The 24,447-nt window shown below is 64.2% G+C and carries 23 protein-coding genes; 11 read left to right on the forward strand and 12 right to left on the reverse strand.

Translation table 11 applies throughout. The features are described from left to right. Positions 1-79 precede the first annotated feature (79 nt). From AC2W7L_RS02105 to AC2W7L_RS02135, 7 genes are all read left to right on the forward strand, one after another. Positions 80-1,153 carry an alpha/beta hydrolase fold domain-containing protein gene (locus tag AC2W7L_RS02105; protein WP_486003063.1) on the forward strand — a complete coding sequence of 358 codons (1,074 nt, stop codon included), beginning with the start codon at positions 80-82 and terminating at the stop codon, positions 1,151-1,153. A gap of 106 nt (positions 1,154-1,259) precedes the next feature. Then, positions 1,260-2,417 carry a phosphatase PAP2 family protein gene (locus AC2W7L_RS02110; RefSeq protein ID WP_486003064.1) on the forward strand — a complete coding sequence of 386 codons (1,158 nt, stop codon included), beginning with the start codon at positions 1,260-1,262 and terminating at the stop codon, positions 2,415-2,417. Positions 2,418-2,615: 198 nt separating this feature from the next. Continuing rightward, positions 2,616-4,352: a DEAD/DEAH box helicase gene (locus AC2W7L_RS02115; RefSeq protein WP_486003065.1), complete on the forward strand. Its 1,737-nt coding sequence runs from the start codon at positions 2,616-2,618 to the stop codon at positions 4,350-4,352. Positions 4,353-4,457: 105 nt separating this feature from the next. Continuing rightward, positions 4,458-5,036, forward strand: a complete 579-nt coding sequence (locus tag AC2W7L_RS02120) for a MarR family winged helix-turn-helix transcriptional regulator (RefSeq protein WP_486003066.1) — start codon at positions 4,458-4,460, stop codon at positions 5,034-5,036. Positions 5,037-5,049: 13 nt separating this feature from the next. Further along, complete coding sequence (locus AC2W7L_RS02125; RefSeq protein ID WP_486003067.1) at positions 5,050-6,516, forward strand: cryptochrome/photolyase family protein; 1,467 nt, start codon at positions 5,050-5,052, stop codon at positions 6,514-6,516. Then, entirely contained in the window at positions 6,513-6,950 is a 438-nt protein-coding gene (locus AC2W7L_RS02130) for a Rossmann-fold NAD(P)-binding domain-containing protein (protein WP_486003068.1), read from the forward strand. Before AC2W7L_RS02125 ends, AC2W7L_RS02130 begins: the two co-directional genes overlap by 4 nt. Continuing rightward, a complete protein-coding gene (locus AC2W7L_RS02135; RefSeq protein WP_486003069.1) occupies positions 6,904-7,377 on the forward strand; it encodes a Rossmann-fold NAD(P)-binding domain-containing protein in 474 nt (157 codons plus the stop codon). Before AC2W7L_RS02130 ends, AC2W7L_RS02135 begins: the two co-directional genes overlap by 47 nt. Positions 7,378-7,399: 22 nt before the next feature. On the opposite strand, the gene AC2W7L_RS02140 is transcribed toward AC2W7L_RS02135, so the two are convergent. The 3 genes from AC2W7L_RS02140 to AC2W7L_RS02150 form a co-directional block, all read right to left on the reverse strand. Further along, positions 7,400-8,944, reverse strand: coding sequence for an SDR family oxidoreductase (locus tag AC2W7L_RS02140; protein WP_486003070.1), 1,545 nt, complete (start codon positions 8,942-8,944; stop codon positions 7,400-7,402). A gap of 98 nt (positions 8,945-9,042) precedes the next feature. Continuing rightward, entirely contained in the window at positions 9,043-10,083 is a 1,041-nt protein-coding gene (locus AC2W7L_RS02145) for a baeRF2 domain-containing protein (protein WP_486003071.1), read from the reverse strand. A 151-nt stretch (positions 10,084-10,234) separates the two neighbouring features. After that, entirely contained in the window at positions 10,235-10,402 is a 168-nt protein-coding gene (locus AC2W7L_RS02150; protein WP_162835618.1) for a GPGG-motif small membrane protein, read from the reverse strand. Between the two features lie 256 nt (positions 10,403-10,658). On the opposite strand from AC2W7L_RS02150, the gene AC2W7L_RS02155 reads away from it, so the two are divergent. Next, complete coding sequence (locus AC2W7L_RS02155) at positions 10,659-11,612, forward strand: NADP-dependent oxidoreductase (RefSeq protein ID WP_486003072.1); 954 nt, start codon at positions 10,659-10,661, stop codon at positions 11,610-11,612. Positions 11,613-11,820: 208 nt separating this feature from the next. Here AC2W7L_RS02155 and AC2W7L_RS02160 read toward each other — a convergent pair whose 3' ends face one another. Then, positions 11,821-12,132: a hemerythrin domain-containing protein gene (locus AC2W7L_RS02160; protein ID WP_486003073.1), complete on the reverse strand. Its 312-nt coding sequence runs from the start codon at positions 12,130-12,132 to the stop codon at positions 11,821-11,823. A 348-nt stretch (positions 12,133-12,480) separates the two neighbouring features. After that, the gene (locus AC2W7L_RS02165) at positions 12,481-12,654 is read right to left on the reverse strand and encodes a hypothetical protein (protein ID WP_193627342.1); all 174 of its coding nucleotides are present in this window, start codon (positions 12,652-12,654) and stop codon (positions 12,481-12,483) included. A gap of 135 nt (positions 12,655-12,789) precedes the next feature. On the opposite strand from AC2W7L_RS02165, the gene AC2W7L_RS02170 reads away from it, so the two are divergent. After that, positions 12,790-13,017 carry a hypothetical protein gene (locus AC2W7L_RS02170; protein ID WP_486003074.1) on the forward strand — a complete coding sequence of 76 codons (228 nt, stop codon included), beginning with the start codon at positions 12,790-12,792 and terminating at the stop codon, positions 13,015-13,017. 37 nt (positions 13,018-13,054) lie between these two features. Here the strand turns inward: AC2W7L_RS02170 and AC2W7L_RS02175 are convergent, their stop codons facing one another. Beyond that, positions 13,055-13,279, reverse strand: coding sequence for a hypothetical protein (locus AC2W7L_RS02175; protein ID WP_486003075.1), 225 nt, complete (start codon positions 13,277-13,279; stop codon positions 13,055-13,057). A 358-nt stretch (positions 13,280-13,637) separates the two neighbouring features. On the opposite strand from AC2W7L_RS02175, the gene AC2W7L_RS02180 reads away from it, so the two are divergent. Continuing rightward, complete coding sequence (locus AC2W7L_RS02180; RefSeq protein ID WP_486003076.1) at positions 13,638-14,654, forward strand: hypothetical protein; 1,017 nt, start codon at positions 13,638-13,640, stop codon at positions 14,652-14,654. 69 nt (positions 14,655-14,723) lie between these two features. Here the strand turns inward: AC2W7L_RS02180 and AC2W7L_RS02185 are convergent, their stop codons facing one another. The 5 genes from AC2W7L_RS02185 to AC2W7L_RS02205 are packed head-to-tail and all read right to left on the reverse strand — an operon-like array spanning position 14,724 to position 20,946. Next, the gene (locus tag AC2W7L_RS02185) at positions 14,724-16,502 is read right to left on the reverse strand and encodes an ABC transporter ATP-binding protein (RefSeq protein WP_486003077.1); all 1,779 of its coding nucleotides are present in this window, start codon (positions 16,500-16,502) and stop codon (positions 14,724-14,726) included. Next, entirely contained in the window at positions 16,502-17,419 is a 918-nt protein-coding gene (locus AC2W7L_RS02190) for an ABC transporter permease (RefSeq protein ID WP_486003078.1), read from the reverse strand. The genes AC2W7L_RS02185 and AC2W7L_RS02190 overlap by 1 nt, the downstream gene beginning before the upstream one ends. Beyond that, positions 17,416-18,369: an ABC transporter permease gene (locus AC2W7L_RS02195; protein WP_172170636.1), complete on the reverse strand. Its 954-nt coding sequence runs from the start codon at positions 18,367-18,369 to the stop codon at positions 17,416-17,418. Before AC2W7L_RS02195 ends, AC2W7L_RS02190 begins: the two co-directional genes overlap by 4 nt. Before the next feature lies 1 nt (position 18,370). Continuing rightward, positions 18,371-19,918 (reverse strand): ABC transporter substrate-binding protein, encoded by a 1,548-nt coding sequence (locus tag AC2W7L_RS02200; RefSeq protein ID WP_486003079.1) that lies wholly within the window; start codon positions 19,916-19,918, stop codon positions 18,371-18,373. Further along, positions 19,915-20,946 (reverse strand): TetR/AcrR family transcriptional regulator, encoded by a 1,032-nt coding sequence (locus AC2W7L_RS02205; protein ID WP_486003080.1) that lies wholly within the window; start codon positions 20,944-20,946, stop codon positions 19,915-19,917. The genes AC2W7L_RS02200 and AC2W7L_RS02205 overlap by 4 nt, the downstream gene beginning before the upstream one ends. A 698-nt stretch (positions 20,947-21,644) precedes the next feature. On the opposite strand from AC2W7L_RS02205, the gene AC2W7L_RS02210 reads away from it, so the two are divergent. Continuing rightward, positions 21,645-22,874: a stealth family protein gene (locus AC2W7L_RS02210; protein WP_486003081.1), complete on the forward strand. Its 1,230-nt coding sequence runs from the start codon at positions 21,645-21,647 to the stop codon at positions 22,872-22,874. Positions 22,875-22,895: 21 nt separating this feature from the next. On the opposite strand, the gene AC2W7L_RS02215 is transcribed toward AC2W7L_RS02210, so the two are convergent. Beyond that, on the reverse strand, positions 22,896-24,362 hold the full coding sequence (locus AC2W7L_RS02215) for a polysaccharide pyruvyl transferase family protein (RefSeq protein ID WP_486003082.1): 1,467 nt from the start codon (positions 24,360-24,362) through the stop codon (positions 22,896-22,898). Between the last annotated feature and the right edge of the window lie 85 nt (positions 24,363-24,447).

Genomic DNA, 24,447 nt, shown 5'->3' on the forward strand with positions numbered 1-24,447 from the left:
CGCAGGTGAGTCCTACCGTGGCCGCCGCCGCTGCCCTCGCTAAGCTTGGAAGCATTGCCGCCGACCAAGAATGAGGCTGATGATTCCCGGCGTGACCGTCGACCCCGCGCTCACCGATGCGCTGCTCGCCACCATCCCTGCCGACATCGTGGCGTCGATGTCGCCCCAGATGCGCGAGGTCATGGCCATCCAGGCCACCCGGGCCGACGAATGCCGCCGGGCCGGTGAGGAATTCGCCGCGGCTGCCGGAGACCTCTCCCCTGCCGCTCAATCCTTGGCAGCCCAACGCGCCGAATACCGGGCCGAGCGCACGCTGTGGAACGAAGGCGGCCCCACCATGGCCCGCACGGATGATCACCACATCCGCACCGCCGGGGTCGACGTTCCGATCCGCATCCATCGCCCCACCACCGAGGCGGTCCTGCCCGGTCTCCTGTTCCTCCACGGCGGTGGGTTCAGCCTCGGCGACCTCGATACACATGACCGGATCATGCGCTTGCTCGCCGCTGCCGGCGGTTTCGCCGTGATCGGAGTCGACTATTCGCTGTCGCCGGAGGTGAAGTTCCCGCAGGCGCTGCACGAGTGTGCCGGGGTCGTCGACCACCTCGCCCGTCACGGTGAGGAGTTCGGCATCGACGGAGAACGTCTGGCCATCTCCGGAGATTCTGCCGGGGCGGTTCTCACCCTCGGCGCAGGTCTGCTTCTGCGCGATGAACCGGAGACCATCGGGGCGAATCCCGCGAGCTTCTCGGCTCTGCGCGCCCTCCTGCCCATCTACGGCAGCCACGGTCTCATCGACTCGGCCAGTCGCAGGCTCTACGGCGGGGACTGGGACGGCATGGGCATCCACGACCTCAGCAACCTCCTCGACGACTACCTGCCGACCCCGGAGGACGAACACTCACCGCTCGTCGCACACCTCACCGCCGATCTGTCCGGTCTGCCGCCGGTATTCGTCGCCGCCGCCGGGCTCGATCCGCTGCGCGATGACAGCCGGGCATTGGCCAGGACCCTGCAGCGGGCGGGTAACGACGTCCGCTTCGAGGAGTATCCTCATGTGCTCCACTCGTTCCTCCACTTCGGTCGGATCCTCGACGACACGAATGCCGTGCTTCACAATGCCGCCGAGTTCGCAGCACGCCACCTGAGTTGATTTCGGCGGCCGTCTGCCGCGCCGGCACGGGCGAGACGGGGCTACGATCAGCCGCTTCCGAGGAAAATCCGAAGATGTACTAAAAGTGAATCACTACGGTGTTCCGATGACCAGATTGCGACGTTGGCCCTACACCTTTGCCATGGCGCTCGCCCTCCTCGTCGGAGCGGCCGCCGTGTTCTCCTCCCTCTACCTCGATCTCCCGCTGCGGGATCCCGACGGTTTCCTCGGGCCCTCGTACATCCGGCTGCCCTTGTTGGCTCTCGGATTCATCGGCGGCGGTCTGGTCGTGGAAGCGGTGAGGCGAAGCGGGTGGCGGAACCTGCCGACGACCATCGCCGACGTCGCCCGGAAAGAGTGGAACACTCACCGGCTGCTGTGCATCGGCGCCGGACTCCTGAGCTTCTACATCTGCTACGTGGCCTATCGCAATCTCAAGAGCGTGCTGCCGGTGTACCGCGAAGGCACGCTCTTCGATCGGCAGCTGTTCCGACTCGACAACTGGCTCAGCTTCGGACACACCCCGTCGGTGTTGCTGCACGATCTCCTCGGCACCGGCATCGCGGCGAACATCCTGTCCATCGTCTACCTCGCCTACCTTCCGGCCATCCCGATCACCCTCGGCGGGTTCCTCGTGCTCAACCGCAATCACAGAATCGGCGCCTGGCTCGCGACGACGTTGAGCCTCAACTGGGTTCTCGGCACGGTCAGCTACTACCTCCTGCCCTCGGTCGGACCGGTATTCAGCCATCCTGAGGCCTACCGTGCGCTTCCCGACACCGGAGTCAGTCAGCTCCAGGAATCCCTCATCGACACCCGGCTCGAGTATCTCAGCAATCCCATTGGCAGCGACTCCATCCAGGGCGTCGCCGCGTTCGCTTCGCTCCACGTCTCGGTGACCTTCGCCGCGGCTCTCTTCATGACGCTGACGAAACAGAAGCGCATCGTCCAGACGATCACGTGGGTCTTCTTCGCAGTCACCGTCGTGGCCACCCTCTACTTCGGCTGGCACTACATCCTCGACGACATCGCCGGAATCGGCATCGGATGGGCGTCGGTGGCCATCGGGGCATGGGCTACCGGGCATCGCAGACCACGCCGAAAGCCGATCGTACCCGTACCTGCCCAGTCGGAATCGACCGTGCCCGACAACGTGCCCAGTTCAATGCCCGACACCGAGGCGGCTTCCCTCGAACCGCTCGACGCCGTCCCGGACACCGCCTCGGAGCTGTCAACCGACGAACGACTCGGCCGTCCGGCTTAGCCCGGTCGGGGCCGGGCATCCCACCGGCGGATTCTGCTCGCGACCCCGCCGGCGGTATACTGAAGGTACTTGCGAACCCGTTTTCGGGTTCCCTGCGTCGTCAGGACGCCTCGTCTCTGCAGCTGGGTGAACAACCCGCGCATGTTTTTACGAAGCCGTTTTCTCTCGGCGATCGAGAGCGCCGACAGCGCTCATTCCATGACCGGAAACGGCTGCCTGCCAACTATTCACGGCACTGGCACGCCCTCCGGCACGTCGAAGGGCCATCCCATCACTACTTCACAGACACGCACCAATCCCCGCAACACCCGCACCCGCGGCAGCAACAACCGAAACACCAACACAACCAGCACCGGCAATCGCGCGAAGAAGGCCACTCAGGCACCGACCACCTTCGCCGAGCTCGGTGTCCCCCAGAAGCTGGTCGACACGCTGAGCAAGGAAGGCAAGACCCAGGCCTTCCCGATCCAGCAGGACACCCTGCCCGACACGCTGGCCGGCCGCGATGTGCTCGGCCGAGGAAAGACCGGGTCCGGCAAGACCCTGGCCTTCTCCATTCCGCTCGTCACCCGCCTGGCCGAATCCGGCAAGGGATCCCAGAAGTTCCGCCACCCGCGCGGACTCGTGCTCGCTCCCACCCGCGAGCTCGCCACGCAGATCACTGAGGTCATCGACCCGCTGGCGAAGTCCGTTGGCCTGAGGACGACGACGATCTTCGGCGGCGTCAAACAGAAGCGGCAGGAGAACGCACTCAACTCCGGCGTCGACATCGTCGTCGCCTGCCCCGGCCGCCTGGAGGACCTGCTCCAGCAGGACATTCTCACGCTTGAGAACATCGAGGTCACCATCCTCGACGAGGCCGACCACATGGCTGACCTGGGCTTCCTGCCCGGTGTCACCCGCATCCTCAAGCAGACCCCGGCCGAGGGGCAGCGGATGTTCTTCTCCGCCACGTTGGACAACGACGTCGACAAGCTCGTCCGTCGTTTCCTCCACAACGAGGTTCTGCACTCCGTGGATGAGGCGACCTCCCACGTTTCGGCCATGACCCACCACGTGTTCGAGGTGTCGGTCGACGACAAGAACGAACTCGTGCACAAGCTCGCCTCCGGCACGGGCCGCCGCATCCTCTTCACTCGCACGAAGCACCGGGCCAAGCGCTTCGCCCGCCAACTCACGGCAGCGGGCATTCCCGCCGTCGACCTGCACGGCAACCTGTCGCAGGGCGCGCGCGATCGCAACCTCGCCGCGTTCACCGATGGTGAGGCGAAGGTGCTCGTGGCCACAGACATCGCCGCCCGCGGCGTCCACGTCGACTCCGTCGAGCTCGTCGTCCACGTCGATCCCCCGACCGAGCACAAGGCGTACCTGCACCGCTCCGGTCGCACCGCACGTGCCGGCAGCGCCGGTGACGTCGTCACGGTGATGACCGCCGAAGAGCGCAAGGACACTCAGATCCTCCTGCGCAAGGCCGCCATCAAGGCGACCCCGCAGAAGGTCAACGCAGAGTCCCCCGAGGTGACCGAGCTCGTCGGTGAGATCGCCGAGTACGTCGCCCCGCAGCCGAAGGAACCCATCCAGCCGCGCAAGAAGACCGAACCGGCGAAGTCCGGTGGTCGTTCCTCACGCCGTCGCCGAGGCGGTCGCGGCGGCCGCGGCGGAAGCGCAGGCCGCGACGGCGCCGGGGAGAGCACTCGCACGAATTCGCGCAACAGCGAGTCCGGTCGCACTGGTCGGGGCGGCCGCAGCGGCGAAGGCAGTCGCCGCCGCGAGACCGGTCGAGGAGGCCGCTCGGGCAATCAGACCTCAGGAGCGCGCACCGGCCAGTCCGCCGGCCGCCGCACTGCAGACTCCCGTGGCACGAGCCCTGAGACCCGTCGCCGCAATCGCGTCCGCACCGGAGGTTCGCAGCAGGTCTACTCGACCAGCAGCTGACACCCTCACGATGTAATAACTCTCTGCATATACTACACTTTGGTGTACTGTATGCGGAGAGTTATTCTTCTACGACCGAGGGACGGGAATCAGTAGGATTGCGGCATGGAGCCATCGGAGGCCGCGGGCGCTCACGACCCGATCGCAGAGAACATGTACACCGGATCGCAGAACAGCTTTCCCGACGACCTCATCGACTCCTCCGACCTGTCGGACGCCGACCGCGAGCAGATCGCTCAGCTCATGAACGCGCTTGCCCGACTGCGCAAGGCCGAGCGCACCCTCTCCGAGGCTTCGCGCAGATTCATGAAGCTCAGCGAACAGGACATGCGTGCGCTGCACTATCTCATCGCAGCGAAGCGGCAGAACGCGGTGGTGACTCCGAAGATGCTGTCTGCCCACATGGTCATGTCGGCGGCCTCGGTGACGAAGCTGATCAATCGCCTGGAGCGGGAGGGGCATGTCATCAGGAAGCTGCATCCCAGCGATCGCCGGGCATACGCCATCGACGTCACTGCGGCGACAGCACGCTCGGCACGAGAGACTGTGGGACGTGCTCAGGCCAGACGAGTCCATGCCGCCGCCGACCTCACCAGCCGCGAACGCGATGCCGTCATCCGCTTCCTCGACGGCATGGCCGAGGAGCTGTCCCTGAGCAACGCCGACTGGGCGAAGCAGCTGTGATCGGAGGTCCCCGGTGAGCCACGACCGTGAGCACCTGACCCTCGTCTGGTTCCGCGACGACCTGCGGGTCGACGACCACGAGGCACTGACCGAAGCCCGCGCCGACGGTCAGGTCATCGGCCTCTGGATCAGAGAGTGTCGCGATGACGACGGGCTGGGCCCACGCCCGCTGGGAGGGGCAGCTCGCTGGTGGGCACACGAGTCCCTGAGAGCCCTGGAGTCAGAACTCGCGACGCTCGGGATCCCGCTGCTCTTCGCCGCAGGTTCTGCCGCAGACATCATCCCCCGAGCCGCCGCGGACCTGGAGGTCGATGCGGTCCGCTGGTCGCGCCGCTATGCACCGGCCTCCCGTGACCTCGACGCGCAGATCAAGACGCGGCTGACCGATGCCGGGTGTCCGGCGCACTCCCATTGCGGTGCGCTTCTCGTCGAGCCTTGGACGGTCAGCCCGCAGGGCGGAGACTTCTACAAGGTCTTCACCCCGTTCTTCAAAGCCGTCCGCGATTGCACAGTCGGCGACGTCCTCCCTCCGCCTGCCGAACAGAAGCCTCTGTCCGATGCGCGACGGAAATCCCTGGACGGGCACCCCTGGGTGCGCAGCCTCGAGAGTCTCGGTCTGCTCGACGGGACCGATACGGCCTCCGGCGATTTCGCTTCGGCTCGGACTCCGCAATGGTGGCGCACGACCGTGGCCGAGCACTGGAACCCCGGGTGCAGGCAGGCGGCCCGAGAGCTCGCCTGCTTGGGCGACGGGCTCGACGGCTACGCAGATTCTCACGATGTCCCCGCAGACCCTGACAGCACGTCAGGCCTGTCGCCGCGACTGCGCTTCGGCGAACTCTCCCCCCGCCAGCTGCTGGCAGCGGCCCTGGACATACCGGAGGTGAGGGACGATGATCGGCAGGCATGGATCCGCCAGCTCTACTGGCGGGAGTTCTCCTGGCACCTGACCTATCACCTGCCGGCCGTCGAATCCGAACCGATGCGACCTGAATTCTCGTCCTTCCCATATGAGGACGACCCCGAGGCACTCGAGCATTGGTGCAGCGGCACGACCGGGATCGACTTCGTCGACGCCGGCATGGCTCAGCTGTGGCAGACCGGATGGATGCACAATCGAGTGCGGATGGCCACGGCGAGCTTTCTCACGAAGAATCTGCTGATCCACTGGTGGCACGGCGAGCAGTGGTTCTGGGACACGCTGGTCGACGCCGATGAAGCCAACAACCCCGTTTCGTGGCAATGGGTGGCCGGGTGCGGAGCCGATGCGGCTCCATATTTTCGGATCTTCAATCCCGAACGCCAACGTGAGCGTTTCGATCCCGACTGCGAGTACGTGGGCAGGTGGTTGGGCCGCGGTCCGGGTGGTCTCACTCGGGCGGAGCGCTCGCAGGGTGATCGCGAGCCGATCGTCGATCTCAAGGCATCGCGCCAGGCGGCATTGGCCGCCTATGACCGGATGAAGAGTGAGGCGAAATGAGCACGACGAACGGTCGCAGGATTCTCATGGCCGGGTGCGGAGACCTGGGCACACGGCTGGGCCTGCGACTGGTCGACCAGGGGCACCGGGTGATCGGACTGCGCCGACGCGTCTCCGAACTGCCCGACGCCTTCGAGACGATTAGTATGGACCTCTCCGGATTCGGAGCTCCCGGCCGCGATAGGGTCGATGCCGCGGACCGCAGCGATCCGCGACTGGACGCACTCGATGCGGTCGTGATCACTCTGACTTCGGACGAACCGACTCGGACCGGGTACGAACGGGCCTACCTCCACGGGCTGAGAGGTCTCGCCCGCGTGCTCGGGTCACAGCCGGGCCGAGTCGTCCTGGTCTCCTCCACGCGGGTCCTTGCGGAGGACGACGCGTGTGATCACCGAAGACGCTCCACTCGCCCCAGGGTCCGGGCCGGGTGAGGTCCTCGCTGCGGCCGAGTCCGAGGCGGCCGAGCTCTTCGACCACCTCACGATCGTCCGCCCGGCTGGTATCTACGGACCTGGCCGCACCCGCCTCATCGACTCCGTGCGACGCGGCCAGCGGTTCAACCATCAGCGGTGGACGAATCGCATCCACCGAGACGACCTCGTGCGCGGCCTCGAGCGCTTGGCACTCGGCTCGGAACCGCCGGACCTGGTCCACGCTGTCGATTCGCTTCCTGCCCAGATGGGCGACGTCGCCGCCTTCATCGCCGGCCGCCTCGGCGTGCCCGTCCCCGGCCATTCCGACGACGAGAAGCCGAGCGGCAAACGAATCGACGGGTCTCGCTTCCGCTCGCTCATGGGCGAACTCGGCTACCCCACGTACCGGCACGGCTTCGCTTCGATGCTGACGGCAGCCCCCTGATCATGGACAAAACCAGGAACGTTCAGGCTCGGCGCCGCGCCTCGGCTGCGATGTTCTTCGCCATGGCGGGAAAGATGAAGCGATGAAACGGGGCGACGAGGGCCCAGTAGATGCGGCCTCGCACTCCAGTGGGGATGAAGGTCGCCGTCTGGTGATACTCACAGCCTTCGACTGAGTCTGTCAGAGCGAATTCGAGCCACGCGTGACCGGAGACCTTCATCTCGGCGCGCAGCAGAAGACGAGAGTTCGGTTCCAGCTGTTCGACTCGCCACCAGTCGACGGGATCGCCGATGCGCAGGCTGTCGGGCAGCCGTCGGCCCCGGTTGAGGCCAGCGCCTCCGACTGCTTTGTCCCAGATCCCACGAATCTTCCATGCCAGCGGCCACGAGTACCAGCCGTTGGTCCCACCGATCCCCTCGATCACAGGCCACACCTCGGCGGCGCTGACACCGCTGATCGTCGTCGACCGCTCATCGGTGAAGATGCGCCGGCCGGACCACTTCGGATCACTGGGCGACGGCTGGGCCGCCTCGTCGAGCTCTCCGGCGTCGGCGTCCCAGTTCGTATCCACGGCACCTTCGACTTCGCGGCGCAGGGCGAGTCGGACGGCGTCGGCGAACCCGATGAGCCCGGACTCGGGCGGCGGAATGACCTCATCAACCTCGTGCGACGAAGCCACCGCGTCTTCCTGCAAGGATTGGACGAGCGGCAAGGTGAGGTTGAACGGCAGCGGGGTGACCAACCCGACCCAGATGCCTGAAAGGGTCGGCGCGGGAAGAGGCAATGCGATGACGTGGCGGGGCTTGAGCCCCGCGACGGCGGCAAAGGTCCGCATCACCTCGGCATAGGTGAGGATCTGACGCGAACCGATATCGAAGGAGCGGTTGACCGGCCCCTCCACATCGGCCGCGGAGAGAAGGTAGTAGAGCGCGTCCCGAACCGACAGCGGCTCGACACGGTTGGCCACCCAGTCCGGTGCCGGCATCCAGCGCAGGGTCGTGGCGAGATGGCGGATCATCTCGAACGAGGCAGAGCCGGAGCCGATGATGATGCCGGCGTTGAAGACGATCGCGTCGACCTCGGAGTCGAGCAGAATGCGGCCGACGTTCGCCCGTGAGCGCATATGCTTTGACAGCTCACCTCCCTCCGGATGGAGCCCTCCGAGGTAGACGACGCGGCGGACGCCGGCGGACGCAGCCGCACTGGCGAAGCGCCTGGCTGCTTCGGCCTCAGCCGCCTCGAAGTCCCCACCGGACCCCATGGAATGCACCAGGTAATAGGCCGTATCGATGCCGCTGAGGCTGTCATCGAGACCGCGACCGGTGTCGAGGTCGACGGTTCTCACGTCGACGTCAGCCGCCCATGGAACCTGCTTGAGCTTCTCCGGTCGCCGCACCCCGGCCCGCACCTCGTGACCAGCCTGCAGCAGGCGAGGCACAAGGCGACCACCGATGTAGCCGGTCGCCCCGAGCACGAGGATACGGCGCGGGGTGCGGGTTCGGCGGATGACTTCGTCGCCGAGCGACTTCGGGTCGGGCGGGGTCGAGCGTTCCGTCGGGCGATTCATCGGGGGATCCTTCCGGCCTGCCGAGATCGGCTGTCACGGACCAACCATACACATCTTATTAACTCATTGGATACTATCTACCAGCAGATATTTGCGCCTCAGTCCGCCAGCGCAGCGCCGACGTCGTAGCGGAGAATCGCAGCGATGCCTTCGGACATCGGCTCATGACTGAGCCCGATCTCTGCTGAGGACAGAACAGCTTGGGCGATGATGCCTGCTTCGCCCTCTGCCGCTTCGGCGTCGTCGAGCAGCAGGGACGCCACCGCACCGCGCTCGACTGCCTTCGCGACTTCGGCGTGGCCTTCGACCGCACGGTCGTGGGCCTTGCTCTCGGCCAGCCGTTCGGAGTTCTCGGCCTCGCGCTCGCCGGCGAGTCTGGTCACGAGTGTTCGGACCGCCACATCGATCGCCTCTTCGGCACCGTCATCGTCATTGCCGCCTTCTGAGATCTCGTGAAGCAGCTCTTCGGCCCTTACGGACAGTTCGGCCTTGACGACAGTTCTGCCCTGCACTTCTCCTGCCAGGACGACGGCGTCCGGTGCATGATCGGTGATCAATCGGTCGATGAAGTCGGCGACCGCGCGCGCGTTGTCTTTGATGATCTCATCGACGCGGCGCCGGATCTGGTTGTGTGAGTAAGCTCCTCGCCGCGGCTTGTTGATGTCTTCGTCGTTGTCGCCGGTCACGTGGACCGGCTCGTTCTCGATGCGTTCGCGATCCGGGGTCACGCTCAGTTCACGGACGGCCGCACCATCCTGCCCGGCGATGACGAGAACGACGTCGAACTGTCTGGACTCCTGGCGGAGGTAGGCTCCGAGTTCGGGCACGTCTCCGTAGTGCGCCGCGTCGCCATCTCCCAACGCCGCGTCCCAATGTTCGTCCAGCAGAACTCCTTGTGAGTTCGCAACGATGGTCCGACCGTCTGTGTGCACCTCGGTGGGTTCGTCGACGAGGATGATCGCATCGATGGGCTCGAGGAGAGACTCCCCTGCCCCGCTTTCGGACAGCTGGTCTCGCAGCTCCGACCAGCGCAGGCGCAGCTGCGCGCCGGCATCGGCTGAAGGAGTACGACCCTCAAGGTAGACCGTGGCATATGGACCGCCGCTCTCGTAGACCGTGCGCAAGTGACTGTGGTTCATCCCTTGTTCCTCCTCAGCATCTGTGTTTATCTGTCCGGACCCGCGGGGACCCGCCGCGGTGTGCGCGGTCTTCTTAGCCTGGCATTGTGCGGAGACCCCTGTAAACAGTCTTGACAACCATGGGTCGGGCCTTTAGCGATACGATCTCAGGTCAACTTCGCGGACCGGCCGGAGGCCCTCCGAAGAAGGCGGTCAGCACAGGACCGACGATGCAGGCGGCGATGAGACAGACGATGCCCAATTTGTACTCCTTTCGGAACAGAGCGAGGACGCCAGACAGCGCCAGAACTCCTGCGATGACCCACAAGACGATGAGCATGATATTCTCCTTCTCTCCGCGAGGCAGGACGTCTCGCTCGTCGGTTCGCCCAACTACACAATGGTCTTCATCGTGACACCTCTCACTCCCGCTGACAACGGCCCGAGCCTGACAATGGACCCCTGCGAAGACAGACGGTCAGCTCATCGACGACTTCGCCATCGAACAGCAGGGCCCCGCTGCACTCGGCCGCAATGCACCATCGTCCAGGGGATTGTCAGGACGGCTACGGCTTCTGAAGTGACACAATGGGACCATGAACACCGAAACGATGATGCGCGCCGTCAGCCAGCAGACTTTCGGCAGCGCCGACGTTCTCGAAATCACCGAGATTCCGCGCCCGAAGCCCCGCACCAACGAAATCCTCGTGAAAGTCCACGCCGCGGGACTCAACCCGACCGATTGGAAGCACCGTTCTGGCCACGGCTTCGTCGACAAACTGCCATTAGTACTCGGCTGGGACGTCTCCGGTGTGGTCGAAGCCGTCGGTATCGGCGTCGCGACGTTCAGACCAGGCGACGAGGTGTTCGGCATGATGTCGTATCCGTTCGGACTCGGTACCCACGCCGACTACGTCGCCGCCCCGGCCAGATTCTTCGCGGCGAAACCCCGATCGGTTGACCACGTGCAGGCGGGGGCACTCCCCCTCGTCTCTCTGACCGCCTGGCAGGCGCTCGTCGACAATGCGGACTTACAGTCGGGACAGCGCGTGCTGATCCACGCAGCCGCCGGCGGCGTCGGGCACATCGCTGTGCAGATCGCGAAGGCGCGGGGCGCATACGTGATCGGAACCGCGAGCGCGGAGAAACACGGCTTCCTGCGCGAGGTCGGCGCCGATGAAGTCATCGACTACCGAACGGATGACTTCGCCGATCGAGTGCGAGACGTGGACGCGGTGCTCGATACGATCGGCGGTGACACGGCGATGCGCTCCCTGCACACGCTTCGCAAGGGCGGCTCTCTCGTCTCGCTCATCCCTGTCGGCTCCGCCGATCTCTTCCGCCAAGCAGATCAACTCGGAGTACGTGCTCTCCGGATGCTCGTCGACTCCTCGCGCAGCGCCCTGGAAACCGTCTCCGGACTCGTCGACGAGAGTGCACTGCGTGCCACAATCGCCGGGACGTTCCCTCTCACGGAGGCAGCAGAAGCCCATCGAGAAGGCGAGACCAACCACACCACCGGCAAACTCGTACTCACAATGAACGAGTAGATGAGAGGTCCTCACTGAGCTGGCAACGGGCCGACCGCGACTTCGAGCGTGACCCCGCGTCGGCTGTCTGTGAGTCACCCCTACCTGTTGAGGGGTTTGACACGGCGCCCTAACGCGAGACGCAATCTGATCAGTTCGTCAGTCGAGGAGGCGTTATGTCCGCCGAAGAACCAGGGCCAGACGTTCCCCATGAGCGTGGTCGGCCCATTCAGTGGGCGGCTCTCATCGTCACCATACTCTTCCAGGCGGCCGGAGTTCTGCTCTTCGTGCTCTTCTTTGTCGTGCTCGACCTCGTCGTTCCCGCCCGGAACGTACTCCTGGATCGACGGATAGACGGATAGACGATCATCTCCTCGGCAACCGAATGCCGCATCACCTCGGCGATGACGGTATCGGCGATGTCGCGTCGCTCGTCCAGGTCCTCGGTCCTCTCAATCCGGCGAAGCAGCTCGAGCATCTCCCTGTGGTCGGTGGTGAGCATGTCGACGACGTCCGTGCCGCCGGTGTCGATGAGAGTCATTGCGCCTTCTCCGTTGCAGGTCTCCCGATTGGTGTTTCGACACTATGGACTGGCCTGCCGACCGTCCAGAGGCCGCATCGCGAAAGGCGCATGCTGCGGTGCATCAGATTCTCACTCGCGAGCACACCTCGGCTGCGGCGGGCACGCCCGTAAGACCGGCCAGGATACGGACGAGCGAGGGCGAATACGCGCTCGCCGAAGATCGGGGGTGGCGCTTGCTGTGGCCTGCCCGGTGGCGTTGAGAGTCAGGGAGGCCACCACATGGTGGTGAGGGCCGGGATGAGTCAGACGGCAACGGCGCAGGGCCCGGCGCCTGCGCATCGGTGCCGGGCCCTGCGATCACGGGAGTCAGTAGTGTGCCGGCGGATCACTCGCGGGGAAGGATTCTTCCTCCCACTCATCGACCAATTCATCCTCGTGTTGCTTCGACGCGGAATCCGTGCCGGGCTTTTCCGCGACATCGTCTTTGGCTTCCTCGGGGACCTTTGTCGGTTCCTTCTCGTCTTCGCTGGAATCGCTCATCACGATCATCCCTTCTCTATCAAGTGTATGACCCTATGCTGACACTGTTTCAGTCGACTCGAAAGGGGTGCCGCTCGACAGGGGTCCCGCGTAGACTGATCACCCATCCGCGCTCTTCAGCGAAAGGTGAACAGAATGTCGACCGAAGGCAGCACCGAAAGCAGCACCGAAAGCAGTATGCGCAAGGCTACGGAGAGTCTCGATCACAGTGCCGGTGCCGCACCCTCGTCGGAGTACCTCGACAAGGTGGACACCGACGATTTCGGTCACTCCGACGAAACCGTTGATGATGAGAACCGCGAAGAAGATGAGAACGCCGACGATGGGGACCTGTCGAGCGATTCGCCATCGACAGATCGCTGATCGCCTTCGGGGTCACTGCGTCGCGGGGAACATGTCCTCAACGATATCGAGCAGAGCCATCGCCGCACCCCAGTCGCCGCGCACCGGCCAGCGGAACAGTTGTGAAGCCGAGCGGTTCCAGCTGCGCTGACCGGCTCTTGTCCTCTATAAGGAGGTAGGGTGTGTCCTTGCTGTCGAGTGTGAGGATGGAGATCTCACCCTCGGCGATCGAGATGTTGTCCTTCACCTCGGCGGCTCGATCCTCATCTGCGGATTCGAGCATCGGGCAGCAGAGGGCGGAAGATCGCTCGGCACAGACACTGACCGACTGCTCCTCGGCCTGCCCCAACTCGTCAAGAGCTTGAGGAGGTATTCAGTCGGCCCGCCGCGGTGAGACCGCGGCCACCCCACTCGATTCGAGCAGCCGCTGAGACAGAAAACGGACCGAGGCGACAGTGATAGCGTGGGCGAGCAAGTGAGCGTTTACATCATTATCATCATCAGAACTCTTTCGGTGGCCCACAAGACTCAGCCGCCGAAGCCGTGGTCGTGTTCGCAGCGAAAGGACAGCGATGTTAGATTCTTCTTCGCAGACGCTTCGGGTGCTCCTGGTGGCCGACCCAGGCCTGCCCAGTCGACGCGTGACATCGATCCGAGATGACTTCGAGAGCTTGCTTCAGAGGGCATACAGCGTACAGACAACCCTCAGTACGCGTACTAATGCGCTTCGCCTCACGCCTGACCAAGAGCTCGACCTCGATGCTGTCACCGAACTCCGCGAGGACTATGACGACACCGATATCCTCCTCGTCCTCACGGAGATTCCTCGGCACACCCAAGGCGATCCCCTGGTCGCCGAAATCCATGCCGACAGCAATCTGGCCATCGTCTCGTGCCCAACCTTGGGTGCCTGGGCGACGAAGAAGCGCTTACTCAAGGTCCTCATGTCGTCGATCAACAGACTCGTCCCCTGGGATCCGGCCAACGACTCACATAAGTATCTGCTGAATTGGAGCCATTGGTCGACGCGCGACGATCAGGATCACCAGACCCTGCATGCGCACACCTTCACCGGTGGGCCCAGAATGCTGCTCGGAATGACGATCGCCAACGATCCCTGGCGGACCGTGCCGAAGCTCTCTGGAGCGCTGGCGGCTGCGTCCGCGACCGGGGCCTTCGGCATCTTCTACAGCTCGATCTGGCAGATGTCGACGTTTCTGTCCACGGCCCGGCTCGTGTCGATCGGGCTGGTTGCCATCATCGTGATGGTCGGATGGTTGATCGTCAGCCACAAGCTCTGGGACAAGCCTGTCAGTGAGGGCCTCGCCACTGTCATCATGTACTACAATCTGTCGACTGTACTGACACTGCTGTTGACGGTCGTGGCCCTGTATGCGACTCTGGTGGCGCTCATTCTCCTCGGCGGCGTCGTCGTCATCGATCCTGAATTCATGACTCAGCAGATCCAGTCAGAGGCTTCATTCACGAACTACTTGGACATCGCCTGGCTGAGCGCTGCCATGGGTGTTGTGGCGGGCGGCATCGGCGCCAGTTTCGATTCGGATATGGACGTGCGAAGTCTCACCCATGGCCAGCGAATGCGCCAGCGCGTCTATGCTGAACAGCACGACGAGGACGACCGGATCGACGACACCTGAGCGATGCTCAGTCGGGGGCTGGGCGCCACCCCATCGCAGACACCCCGTCCCACCGCGCAGCCCACCCCATCAGAACTTCGGCACGTCGGCGATGAGCGCCCGCGTGTACTCGTGCGACGGATCCTCGAGCACCGAGGCAGTCGGCCCGTAGTCGACGATCTTGCCCTTGTTGAGCACGGCAAGATTGTCCGCGATGTGCCGGGAGAGTGCGATGTTGTGCGTAACGAAGAGCATCGCCAGCTGCCGCTCCTCCCGCAGGCTCCGCAGCAGGGCGACGATCGATGCCTGCACGCTGACGTCGAGCGCAGAGGTGATCTCATCACAGACCATCACCGACGGTGCGTTGACCAGGGCGCGGGCGATCGCCGCCCTCTGCCGCTCACCACCGGAGAGGTCACCGGGGCGCCGGTGGTAGAACGTCCGTCCCAGCCGCACCGAGTCGAGCGCCTCCTCGACAGCGGCCTTCCGGCTCGCGGCCGTTCCCTGACCGCTCATCTCCAATGGCACCGCCAGCGACTGACCGATGGACCGCCGCGGATTGAGCGATGAGAACGGCGACTGGAACACGTACTGGATGCCAACGCGCTCCTCGTTCGTGCGCTTGCGCGTCGACCGCGCCAGTTCCGTTCCGCGCAGCCTCACCGAGCCCTTGTAGTCGTCGTTGAGCCCGGCCACACACTGCGACAGAGTTGTCTTACCCGACCCCGATTCTCCGAGCAGCATCGTGCACTCCCCCGGCTCCAGCGTCAGGTTGATCCCGTCGAGGATCTGCGTCTTCCCGTAGGCGAGCGCCACATCTTTGACCTCGAGCAGAGGCGCAGTCACCGAGGGGGCCTCACCGCCCCCATCCCTCACCGAGGCTGCCGCTCCGTCAGCATCGGTCCGTTCCGTTTCCGAATCGCCGGACTTCTCCCCCGCCGACACGAGGATATGTGTCTTCTCATCGGCCTCGGCGACGGCTTTCGCCTCCGCGGCCCCGTCACCGATCGTCTTCCGTCCGGCGAGGTCGGGCACGGCGGCCATGAGCATCTTCGTGTACTCATGCTGCGGACGTTCGAGCACTGCCGACACCGGTCCCTCTTCGACGAGGTCGCCGCGCAGCATCACGGCCACTCGGTCGGAGATGTCCTTGATCACCGCGAGGTCGTGGGTGATGTAGAGGCCGGCGACGTTGTTCGCCACCGTCATCTGCCGGATCGTGTCGAGCACGACCGACTGCGTGGACACGTCCAGGCCGGTCGTCGGTTCGTCGAGGATGAGCACATCGGGGTACATGGCGAAGGCCATGGCGATGCCGATGCGCTGCTGCTGACCGCCGGAGAGCTGATGGGGCCAGCGTCGCTGATAGGCACGATCCCCGGGCAAGCCGACGTCAACGAGCACCTCTGCAACGCGATCAGCTCGCTCACGATCCGAGGCTCCGAAGTCGTGGATGTCGAGGACCTCCTGGATCTGCTCGCCCACACGCATTGCCGGGTTGAGCGAGAGCGCGGGATCCTGGGGGATGTACGCGATGCGGGACCCGCGCAGATCTCGCAGGGCCACCTCGTCGAGTTCGCCGACCTCGAGGTGGGTGGCGTCACCGCGCGGCCAGATGCTCACGGACCCCGACCCGAACTTCAGCCCCTCCCGGAAGTGACCCATGCAGGCCAGACCAGCCGTGGTCTTACCGGAACCCGACTCGCCGACAAGCCCGAGGATCTCTCCTCGGGACAGGGCGAAGTCGACACCGTGGAGGATCTCGTCCCCGGCGTTCGTGAGCACGCGCAGGTCGGACACGCGCAGAACGATCTTCTCGTTCGGTTCGTTCGCATCATCGTGGCGAACGGTCTCTGTCTTCGGGCTCATCATGCCTCCACGGATGTCGATGCGGTGGCTCGGGCGAAGGAGTCCGCGAGCAGGTTGGTGCCGATGGTCAGCAGCGCGATTGCAACGACCGGCAGCAGGACACCCCAGGGTTGGATGGACAGGGCGATGCGGTTCTCGTTGATCATCAGACCCCAGTCAGCCGCGGGCGGCTGCAGGCCGAGTCCGAGGAACGACAGCGAGGCGATATAGCCGATCGAGTAGGTCAGGCGCAGGCCCGCCTCCACGCTCAGCGGTCCGGTGATGTTGGGCAGCAGCTCACGGATGAGCACCTTCCACCGGGGCATCGCGTACATCTCCGCGGCCTTGATGTAGTCCTCGGTGATGACGCCCAGGGTCGCTGACCGCGCGACGCGGGCGATGCGCGGGGCGTGGGTGAGGCCGATGACGGTCACGAGCACCCACCCCTGCGGTCCGAGCACTGTGATCGCCAGGAGGGCGAACACGAGCTGCGGGATAGCGAGGATGACGTCGTTGAGCCGCATGATCACGGCGTCGAAGGTTCCTCCGACATAGGCGGCGAGCATGCCGATGATCGCGCCGACGACCATTCCGAGCGCGGTGGCGAGCACACCGTAGATTATGAGCGTCACACCGCCGGCGAGGAACCGGGAGAACACATCGCGGCCGAGGTTGTCCGATCCGAACAGACCATAGGGACTGAACGGCTTCGTGACGAACTCGGTGGCGGTGTTGCCGGTCGCCCAGGGCAGCAGCAGCGGTCCGCACAGGGCGAGCGCGACGACGACCACGGTGATGATCAGGCCGATCTTGCCCTGTTTCTGCGCGAGCACCCGCTTGTAGAAGGGAACGTAGGTGGTGGCGGATTCCTTGGGCACCTCTGCGGCATCGGTGGCCGCGGACTTGAGGTCATCAAGACTGTTGGCGTCGGTGCTCATGCTGCGCTCCTGAGTTTCGGGTTGGTGAGGATGCCGACGACATCAGCCGCCAGGTTCACCACGACGTAGACGGCGGCCACGAGCATGGAGATCGCTTGGACGACCTGCACGTCACGGTAGGTCACCGCATCAATGAGGGCTTGGCCGAGGCCGGGATAGCGGAAGAGGAACTCAACGACGACCACGCCGCCGGCCAGCCAGGCCAACTGGATCGCGACGACCTGAGCGACGGGTCCGAGTGCGTGGGGCACTGCGTGGCGCATGATCACGCGTTTCTCCGGGACGCCCTTGAGCCGCGCCATCTCGACGAACCCGGAGTCGAGGACTTCGATCATCGTCGCTCGCATCATGCGCACGATGTAGGGGGTGACGACGAGGATGAGCGTCAGGGTCGGCAGGATCAGCTGTTCCGGCCGGTTCCACACGGGTTCTCCCGGCGGGGCCAGGGTCACGGCCGGCAGGATCTGGAACACCGAGGTGGCGAAGATGGCGATGAGGCCGATGCCGATGACGAACTCGGGCATGGCCGCGAGCACGAGGCTGACCCCGGTCATCGCCTGGTCGCGGCGCTTCCCGCGGTGCAGCGCCTGAAAGACGCCGAGTCCGATGCCCAAAGGCACGGAGATGATCGCAGCCAGTCCCATGAGGATGAAGGAGGCCCCGATCCGATCGCCGAGGAGTGCGCCGACCGATCCTCCCGTCGCCGAGGAGGTTCCGAAGTCCCCGACGAAGAGCCCTCCCAGCCAGGTGAAATACCGCTGCCAGGCGGGTTGGTCGAGTCCCAGCTGTTCGTTCAGGGCCGCAATGCGCTCCGGGGTGGCCTGTTGGCCGAGGATCGCTCTAGCGGCGTCGCCGGGCAGCAGCAGGGTGGCGCCGAAGACGAGCAGCGAGACTGCGATGAGGATGAACGCGGAGAAGAGCAGCCGCTTACCGATGACTTTTCCGAACATGTCAGACCTCTCCGATCCATACGCGGTCGAATCTCCAACCGCTCAGCGGACGTCCTGTGGAGTTGGGGACGAGCCCTCCGACGTATTTCTGGAAGGCGTCGACCTGGTTGGCGAAGCCCCACACGATGTATCCGCCTTCGTCGTAGAGCATCTTCTGCAGCTCGTGCTCCAGGTCCCGGCGCTTCTCGGGCTCCGGAATCGCACGGGCCTTGTCGAAGACCTTGTTGAACTGCGGGTCGTCCCAGTGGGTTTCGTTGAAGGGCGATTCGGACAGGGAACAGGAGATGACCTGCGGCATGAAGTCGCGGGTGTACCAGAAGTCCTGGGCGAAATCCCATTTGAGGTAGCCGTCGCCGAAGAACGTGGTGGCGTCGACCTTGCGGATCTTGACCCTGATTCCGGCGTCAGCGGCTTGCTGGGCGAAGACCTGGGCGGCTTCGACGGCTCCGGATTGGATGGGAGCAGTGACGAGCTCGACGTCGAGTCCGTCAGGATAACCCGCCTCGGCGAGGAGCTTCTTCGCTTTGTCCAGATCCTGTTTGCGCTGCGGAAACTTCGGGTAGTTCTCACTCAACGGCCCGAACATGTCGTTGCCCACGGTGCCATAGCCCGAGAGCACCTGTTCGATCATCTGTTCGCGGTCGACGACGAGCCGGAAGGCCTGTCGAACCCTGACGTCGTCGAAGGGCTTCTTGTCCACTCGCATGGTGAAGGGCAGCCACATGCCGGTCTTCGAGTTGAGGATGGACATGCGCTCATCGGCCGCGATGACTTCGACGAGGGCCAGCGGGATGCCGGCGATCGCATCGACCTGGGTGGACAGGAGGGCGTTGATGAGAGCGTCGTCGTCGTTGAAGTTCAGCACCTCCACCTCGTCGAGGTACATCTTGTCGAAGTCGAAGTAGTGCTCGTTGGGCACAAGCACGGTCGACTGGGCAGCGGTGAAGGATTTGAGTTTGAATGGTCCCGAGCACACCGGGTTCTCCGGATCGTAGCCGACAGGGACGATGGCGGCGGTGTATTCGGCGACGGCGTCCTTGAACAGGCCGTTGGGTTCGTTGAGGCGGAATTCGACGGTGCGATCGTCCTTGGCGACGACTTTCTCCAGCATGGAGAAGTTCGCTGCCGCGGTCTTCGGGTCGTCGGGGTCGTTGATCCGCTCGAAGGTGAAGACGACGTCTTCGGAGGTGATCGGTTTGCCGTCGGAGAACTTGATGCCCTCCTTCAGCGTGCACGTCCACACGGTGGAGTCGGAGTTGGCTTTGATCGATTCGGCCAGCAGCGGTACGACCTGGGAGTCGTCGTCCCAACCGTAGAGGGCGTTGTAGAGGTTGACGGCACGGCAGACATCGCCGTTGTTGACCGGGATGTGGGCGTCGACGGTGTCCGCGGAGTTGCCTCCGGTGACGCCGACCCGCAGGCTTCCGCCCTTGACGGGGTCTCCGGCGTCGGCGGCGCCGACTTCCCCGCCGCCGCAGGCGCTCAAGCCCGCGACGCCGGCGACGGCAAGGCCTGCCCCCAGCGCTTGTCTTCGGTTCGGTGTGTTCATGTGCCTTCTTCCTGGGACGTCGGTTCGGGCCGGCTACCTGAGGCGACCCGGTCTGACTTCGGGATCGGACTGCCAAAAGAGCGCGTATCGTCGCTGAGGACGTGGGCGGCGAGGTAGTTCTCGAGCATGGTCAGCGCTTCGTCATCGGTGATGGGCATGTGTTCGGTGGTGCGGGCCACGCCGAGGCCGTCGATGAAGATCGACAGGGATTTGACCATGAGTGCGGTATCGCCGGAGCGGATCCTGCCGGATCGTTGGCCGCCGTCGATGACGGTGGTGATCATGTCCATCCATTCGCCGTAGACGGCGGTGAGGTTCGCGCGGGCGCTTTCGTCGGTGGCCGCACGGGCCCAGCACTGGAGCCAGATCGACCACACTCTTCGGATCTTCGGGTCGACTCCGGCATGGATGCGTGCGAAGTGGCGGAGCACGCCGATGGGGTCGGAGGAGTCGTTGAGGCGGCGGGTCTCGGCGATGACATCGAGGGAGTGCCGTAGGGCTGCCTGCAGCAGCTGGTCTTTCGTCCGGAAGTGGTAGTTCACCGCCGAGGCGCTCACCCCGGCCGCGTCCGCGACATCCTCGGTGCGGACCTTGTCAATGCCGAGATCGGCATAGAGCCGCCAGGCGGCCGCGATGATCTTCAGACGGTTGCGGGTACCCTTCGACATCCACTCGGGCACCGGTGTCCGCGGCGGCGTCTCGGCGGCCGGCATCGGACCGGCGGTGTGATCCTCACCCGGATCAGCGGGCACGACCGGAAGGTCAGCGACGATGCTTCGCCGAGGCGGCCGTGTCGTTCTCCCGGTCGTGAGCCAGTCCGTGGTGACCTCGGTGAGTTCGGCGATGAGCGAGATCTCTTCGACCCTGAACTTCCGTGTCCCGGCCAGAGATTTGGAGAGTTTGCTGGCGTCGAGCCCGATGTGTCGGGCGACTTCGCTGTGGTTGATTCCCGCGCCTTTGATGGCGGTGCGGACACGGCTGACCAGCGTCGTCTCTGTGCTGTCAGCACCGTTGCCTGTCGTAACCACCACTCAAGTCTGCACAGAAGTTGCGATTTTGGCAAGACTTACTGGGGTTTTAGGTAGTAGATCGTGATGCTCGGGCGAGTCAACGATGAGCACTTCGCAGACAGCAACCTTGAGGTTCGTCAGCACGTTGATAGCCATTCTTCGGGCAGAGACGATAGAGTCGCACTCAATGAACCTTGGCGGTATCCCCTTCTCACTGCAGCCCATCCCCTGATTCCGGTATAACGCAAGGAGGCGTTACCAGAATGTGGTACTCACCGTCGTCGGTGCGTTCGTTCCTCGCCGACAGGTTGACGCCTGATCGCAAAGCCTGGTTCTCTCGAACGCGCCATGGTGAACAGCCCTGGCAGAAATCGGTTGCTCTCAGACATCGCGCGTCGACCGCGAACGGCTCTTCGACGAGACTGCGGGTCTACGACGCCCGTGACGAGCAGATTCAGGCGCTCTCGGCGGTGCGCTCCGCATTAGCCGGCGCCGGCATCGAATTCGCGGAGCTCCCCCGGCTGAGCCACTTCCGCCCGACGCTGGTCGTCGATGCGGGGAATACTGATGCAGTCGTTGCTGCCTTGTCGGATCTTCCCAACGAGGGAGGCGTTGAGACGGACGGGGATGAAACCTGGTCGGTCCGGTTTCGCAATGTCCGAGGTGCGAGGTTGAGTCGGAGAACTGCGCGCGAACGCCCGGCCAGGCTCGGCAGCGTGACATGCCTGCGCCGTCTCCGCGCCGGCAACGGCAGAGAACTCACCACTTCGGCGCTGGCCATCACTGTCGAATTGTGGAAGCAGGTGAACGAGAATGTGCCCCGGGCCGACGGAGCCTGTCACCTGCCCGGAACCCTGGTCCGGCGCCAGAACGATCACTCCCTCACCGTCGACTACATCGAACCGACGGCCTGGTACGCCGCCGTCACCAATGACAATCGGCTCAGGCTGCCTGCACCGCATCTTCGAGTGCTCAGCGAACCCGTCGACGCCGTCTACACCTGGGTAGACGGCGCCGACCCCGAATGGCGAGCGCGAATGCAAGCCACTCGAGACGGCGTCGATCTGAGAACGAACGCGCCGAGCTCCGTCTCCGACTCTCGGTTCACGTCCCGCGATGAGCTGCGATTCTCTCTGCGTTCGCTCGAATACTACGCATCATGGGTGCGAAAGATCTTCATCGTCACGGACCGTCAGGTTCCATCGTGGTTGGACACCGACGATCCGAAGATCACTGTGGTCGACCACAGGGACATCTTCTCCGATCCCAGCGTGCTTCCCGTCTTCAATTCGCACGCCATCGAATCGCAGCTGCATCACATCCCAGGACTGGCCGACCACTACCTCTACCTCAATGACGACTGCTTCTTCCTCCGCCCGACAGGTCCGGAACTGTTCTTCACCGCCAATGGCCTGACCCGACACTTTCCCTCGACCGTGCCTATCGATATCGGCAGTTGGACTCCTCGCGATCTCCCCATCATCTCGGCGGCGAAACGAGGGAGGGACTACGTTCTCGAGAAGTACGGTCACACCATCACTCACCGGTTCAAACACACGCCGCACCCACAGCTGAGACCGGTTCTCGAGGCGATGGAGTCCGAAGAACCCGATCTGTTCGCCGCTGTCGCTGCGTCGCCATTTCGTTCCCCGGAAGATGTGTCCATTCCGTCGTCCCTGCACCACTTCGATGCGTTTGCGCGAGGAATGTCGGTGGAAGGACGCATCGGCTATCAGTTCGTCGATCTCGCCGAGGAGGACCTCGAGCTGCGGCTGCTCCGAGCAGCCCGGCGCACCGATCTGGATGTCCTCTGTCTCAATGAGACCGACCTGCCGGAGGACTCCGTCGAGAAGGTCGATCGGCTCGTGTCTCGCTTTCTCCACGACCGCTTCCCGGTGCCGTCGAGGTTCGAAAACGACCAGGGCTCGCACACGTCCGATCCTTGACGCTGCGGCTCGGCCGCAACCTCACCTGGAGCGGCGCCGACCGAGCATTCTCTTCACACCGAGCGGAAGTCCCAGCAGCTTGTTGAGTCTCCGGTCAGTCCGATTCGCCGTGGCACGGACCTCTGCTGCCGATGCCTGCGATCTCTTCAGAGAGGCTTCGGTCGTCGACAGTCGTTTCTCGAGATCGCGAATGCGCTTCTCGAGCTCGGCGGCTCCGCCTGACCCGGTCCCGGTCTTCAGCGCCTTCTGGGTCTTCTTGAGGGCAAGGTAGCGCTGCTGGAGCACCGAGGCCATGCGGACGAACTCAGGCGGAGTGTCCTGCCACAGACTCGTCTGCGGTTCGGGGAACTCTACGGCGACGAGTCGGCGATTGTAATCGGCCAGGGCCTTTTCCTGTCCGGGCTCGTAGATATGCGAGAACCCGTTGTCATGGATGAAGTCAGCGAGCCGGTCGAATCGTTCTGCGTGGCCCCGGTTGAATTCGGAGAAGTCGGCCCTCTCATAGAGTTCGGCAACCGTCTCCGGTGCTTCTTCCGCGGTCAGGTCGATGGCCGGCACGCCATGGTATCTCGACAGCTCGAGCGTCCGACCGTCATGGGCGAGGACGATGCCGGGCGTACCGGCGAGGATTCCTGCGACATTTCCGTGGATTCGGGGGCCGAAGGAAAAACGCTGCTCACCCATCCGGCGCATCCACTCCGGTGCGTCCAGCTGGAACTGGGCCTTCTTCTCCATGAACTGCGGATGGCTCCGATCCAGCGGCAGACTCCGATCATGACCCTGATAGGGACCAGTGCCCCACAGCATGAATTCCAGAGTGGCGAGATCCTGCGGCATGTACGTGGCATCGTAGTTCGACTCTGCGTCAAGGATGAGGTCAGCGCCGAAGGGGTTGTTCGTCTGCAGGTTGTAGGCGATGGCCGCCCCGGAGGGCAGTTCGTCGGGTTTGTCCACCCGGTGCCCCCGACCGTTCATCGTCATCGATGGGCAACCGACCACGATGACGTCCTTGAACCCGAGGGATCTGAGGTACTCCGCGGTCAGCTCTCCCCGCACAGTCAACGCGCTGGACTTCTCCAGCACCGCCTCGGCGAAGCGCCTGACCGTCGGTTCGATCTTCTTCAGTGCGGCAGGATCACCGTCGAGCGGAAGCTGGGCTCCTCCGGAGAGCATCAGGAAAGGGATCGTCAGCTTTTCGATGAAATCAGTGGTGCGCGCCAGTTCCGCTTCGAACCCTGGGCGGAAGGCGTTGGCCAGCGGCAGAATGAATCCGTCGTATTCGTCGTTGACTTTCGCCGCCATGGCTCCGTTGATCTTGTAGCGATTCGCGTCGACCACGGTGCCTGCTGTCGAAAACAGTTTGTGTGCGGCCATGCCGAAGATCAGATTGCCGTTGTTTCGCCCGATTGTATTGCGATCGAGCGTATCGAAGCCGTCGAAGACCTCGAACGGGGTCTTGCCCAGCCGCATCAGAAATCGCTTACTCATGTGCACGCCACCATTGATCGTCGATTCAGAGTTGCCTTTGCCGCCCCTCGGGGCACACCCTAGTCTCTGCCGATGGTTCGGGCCA

This window comes from Brevibacterium sp. LAARM3_SD1, assembly GCF_057364765.1.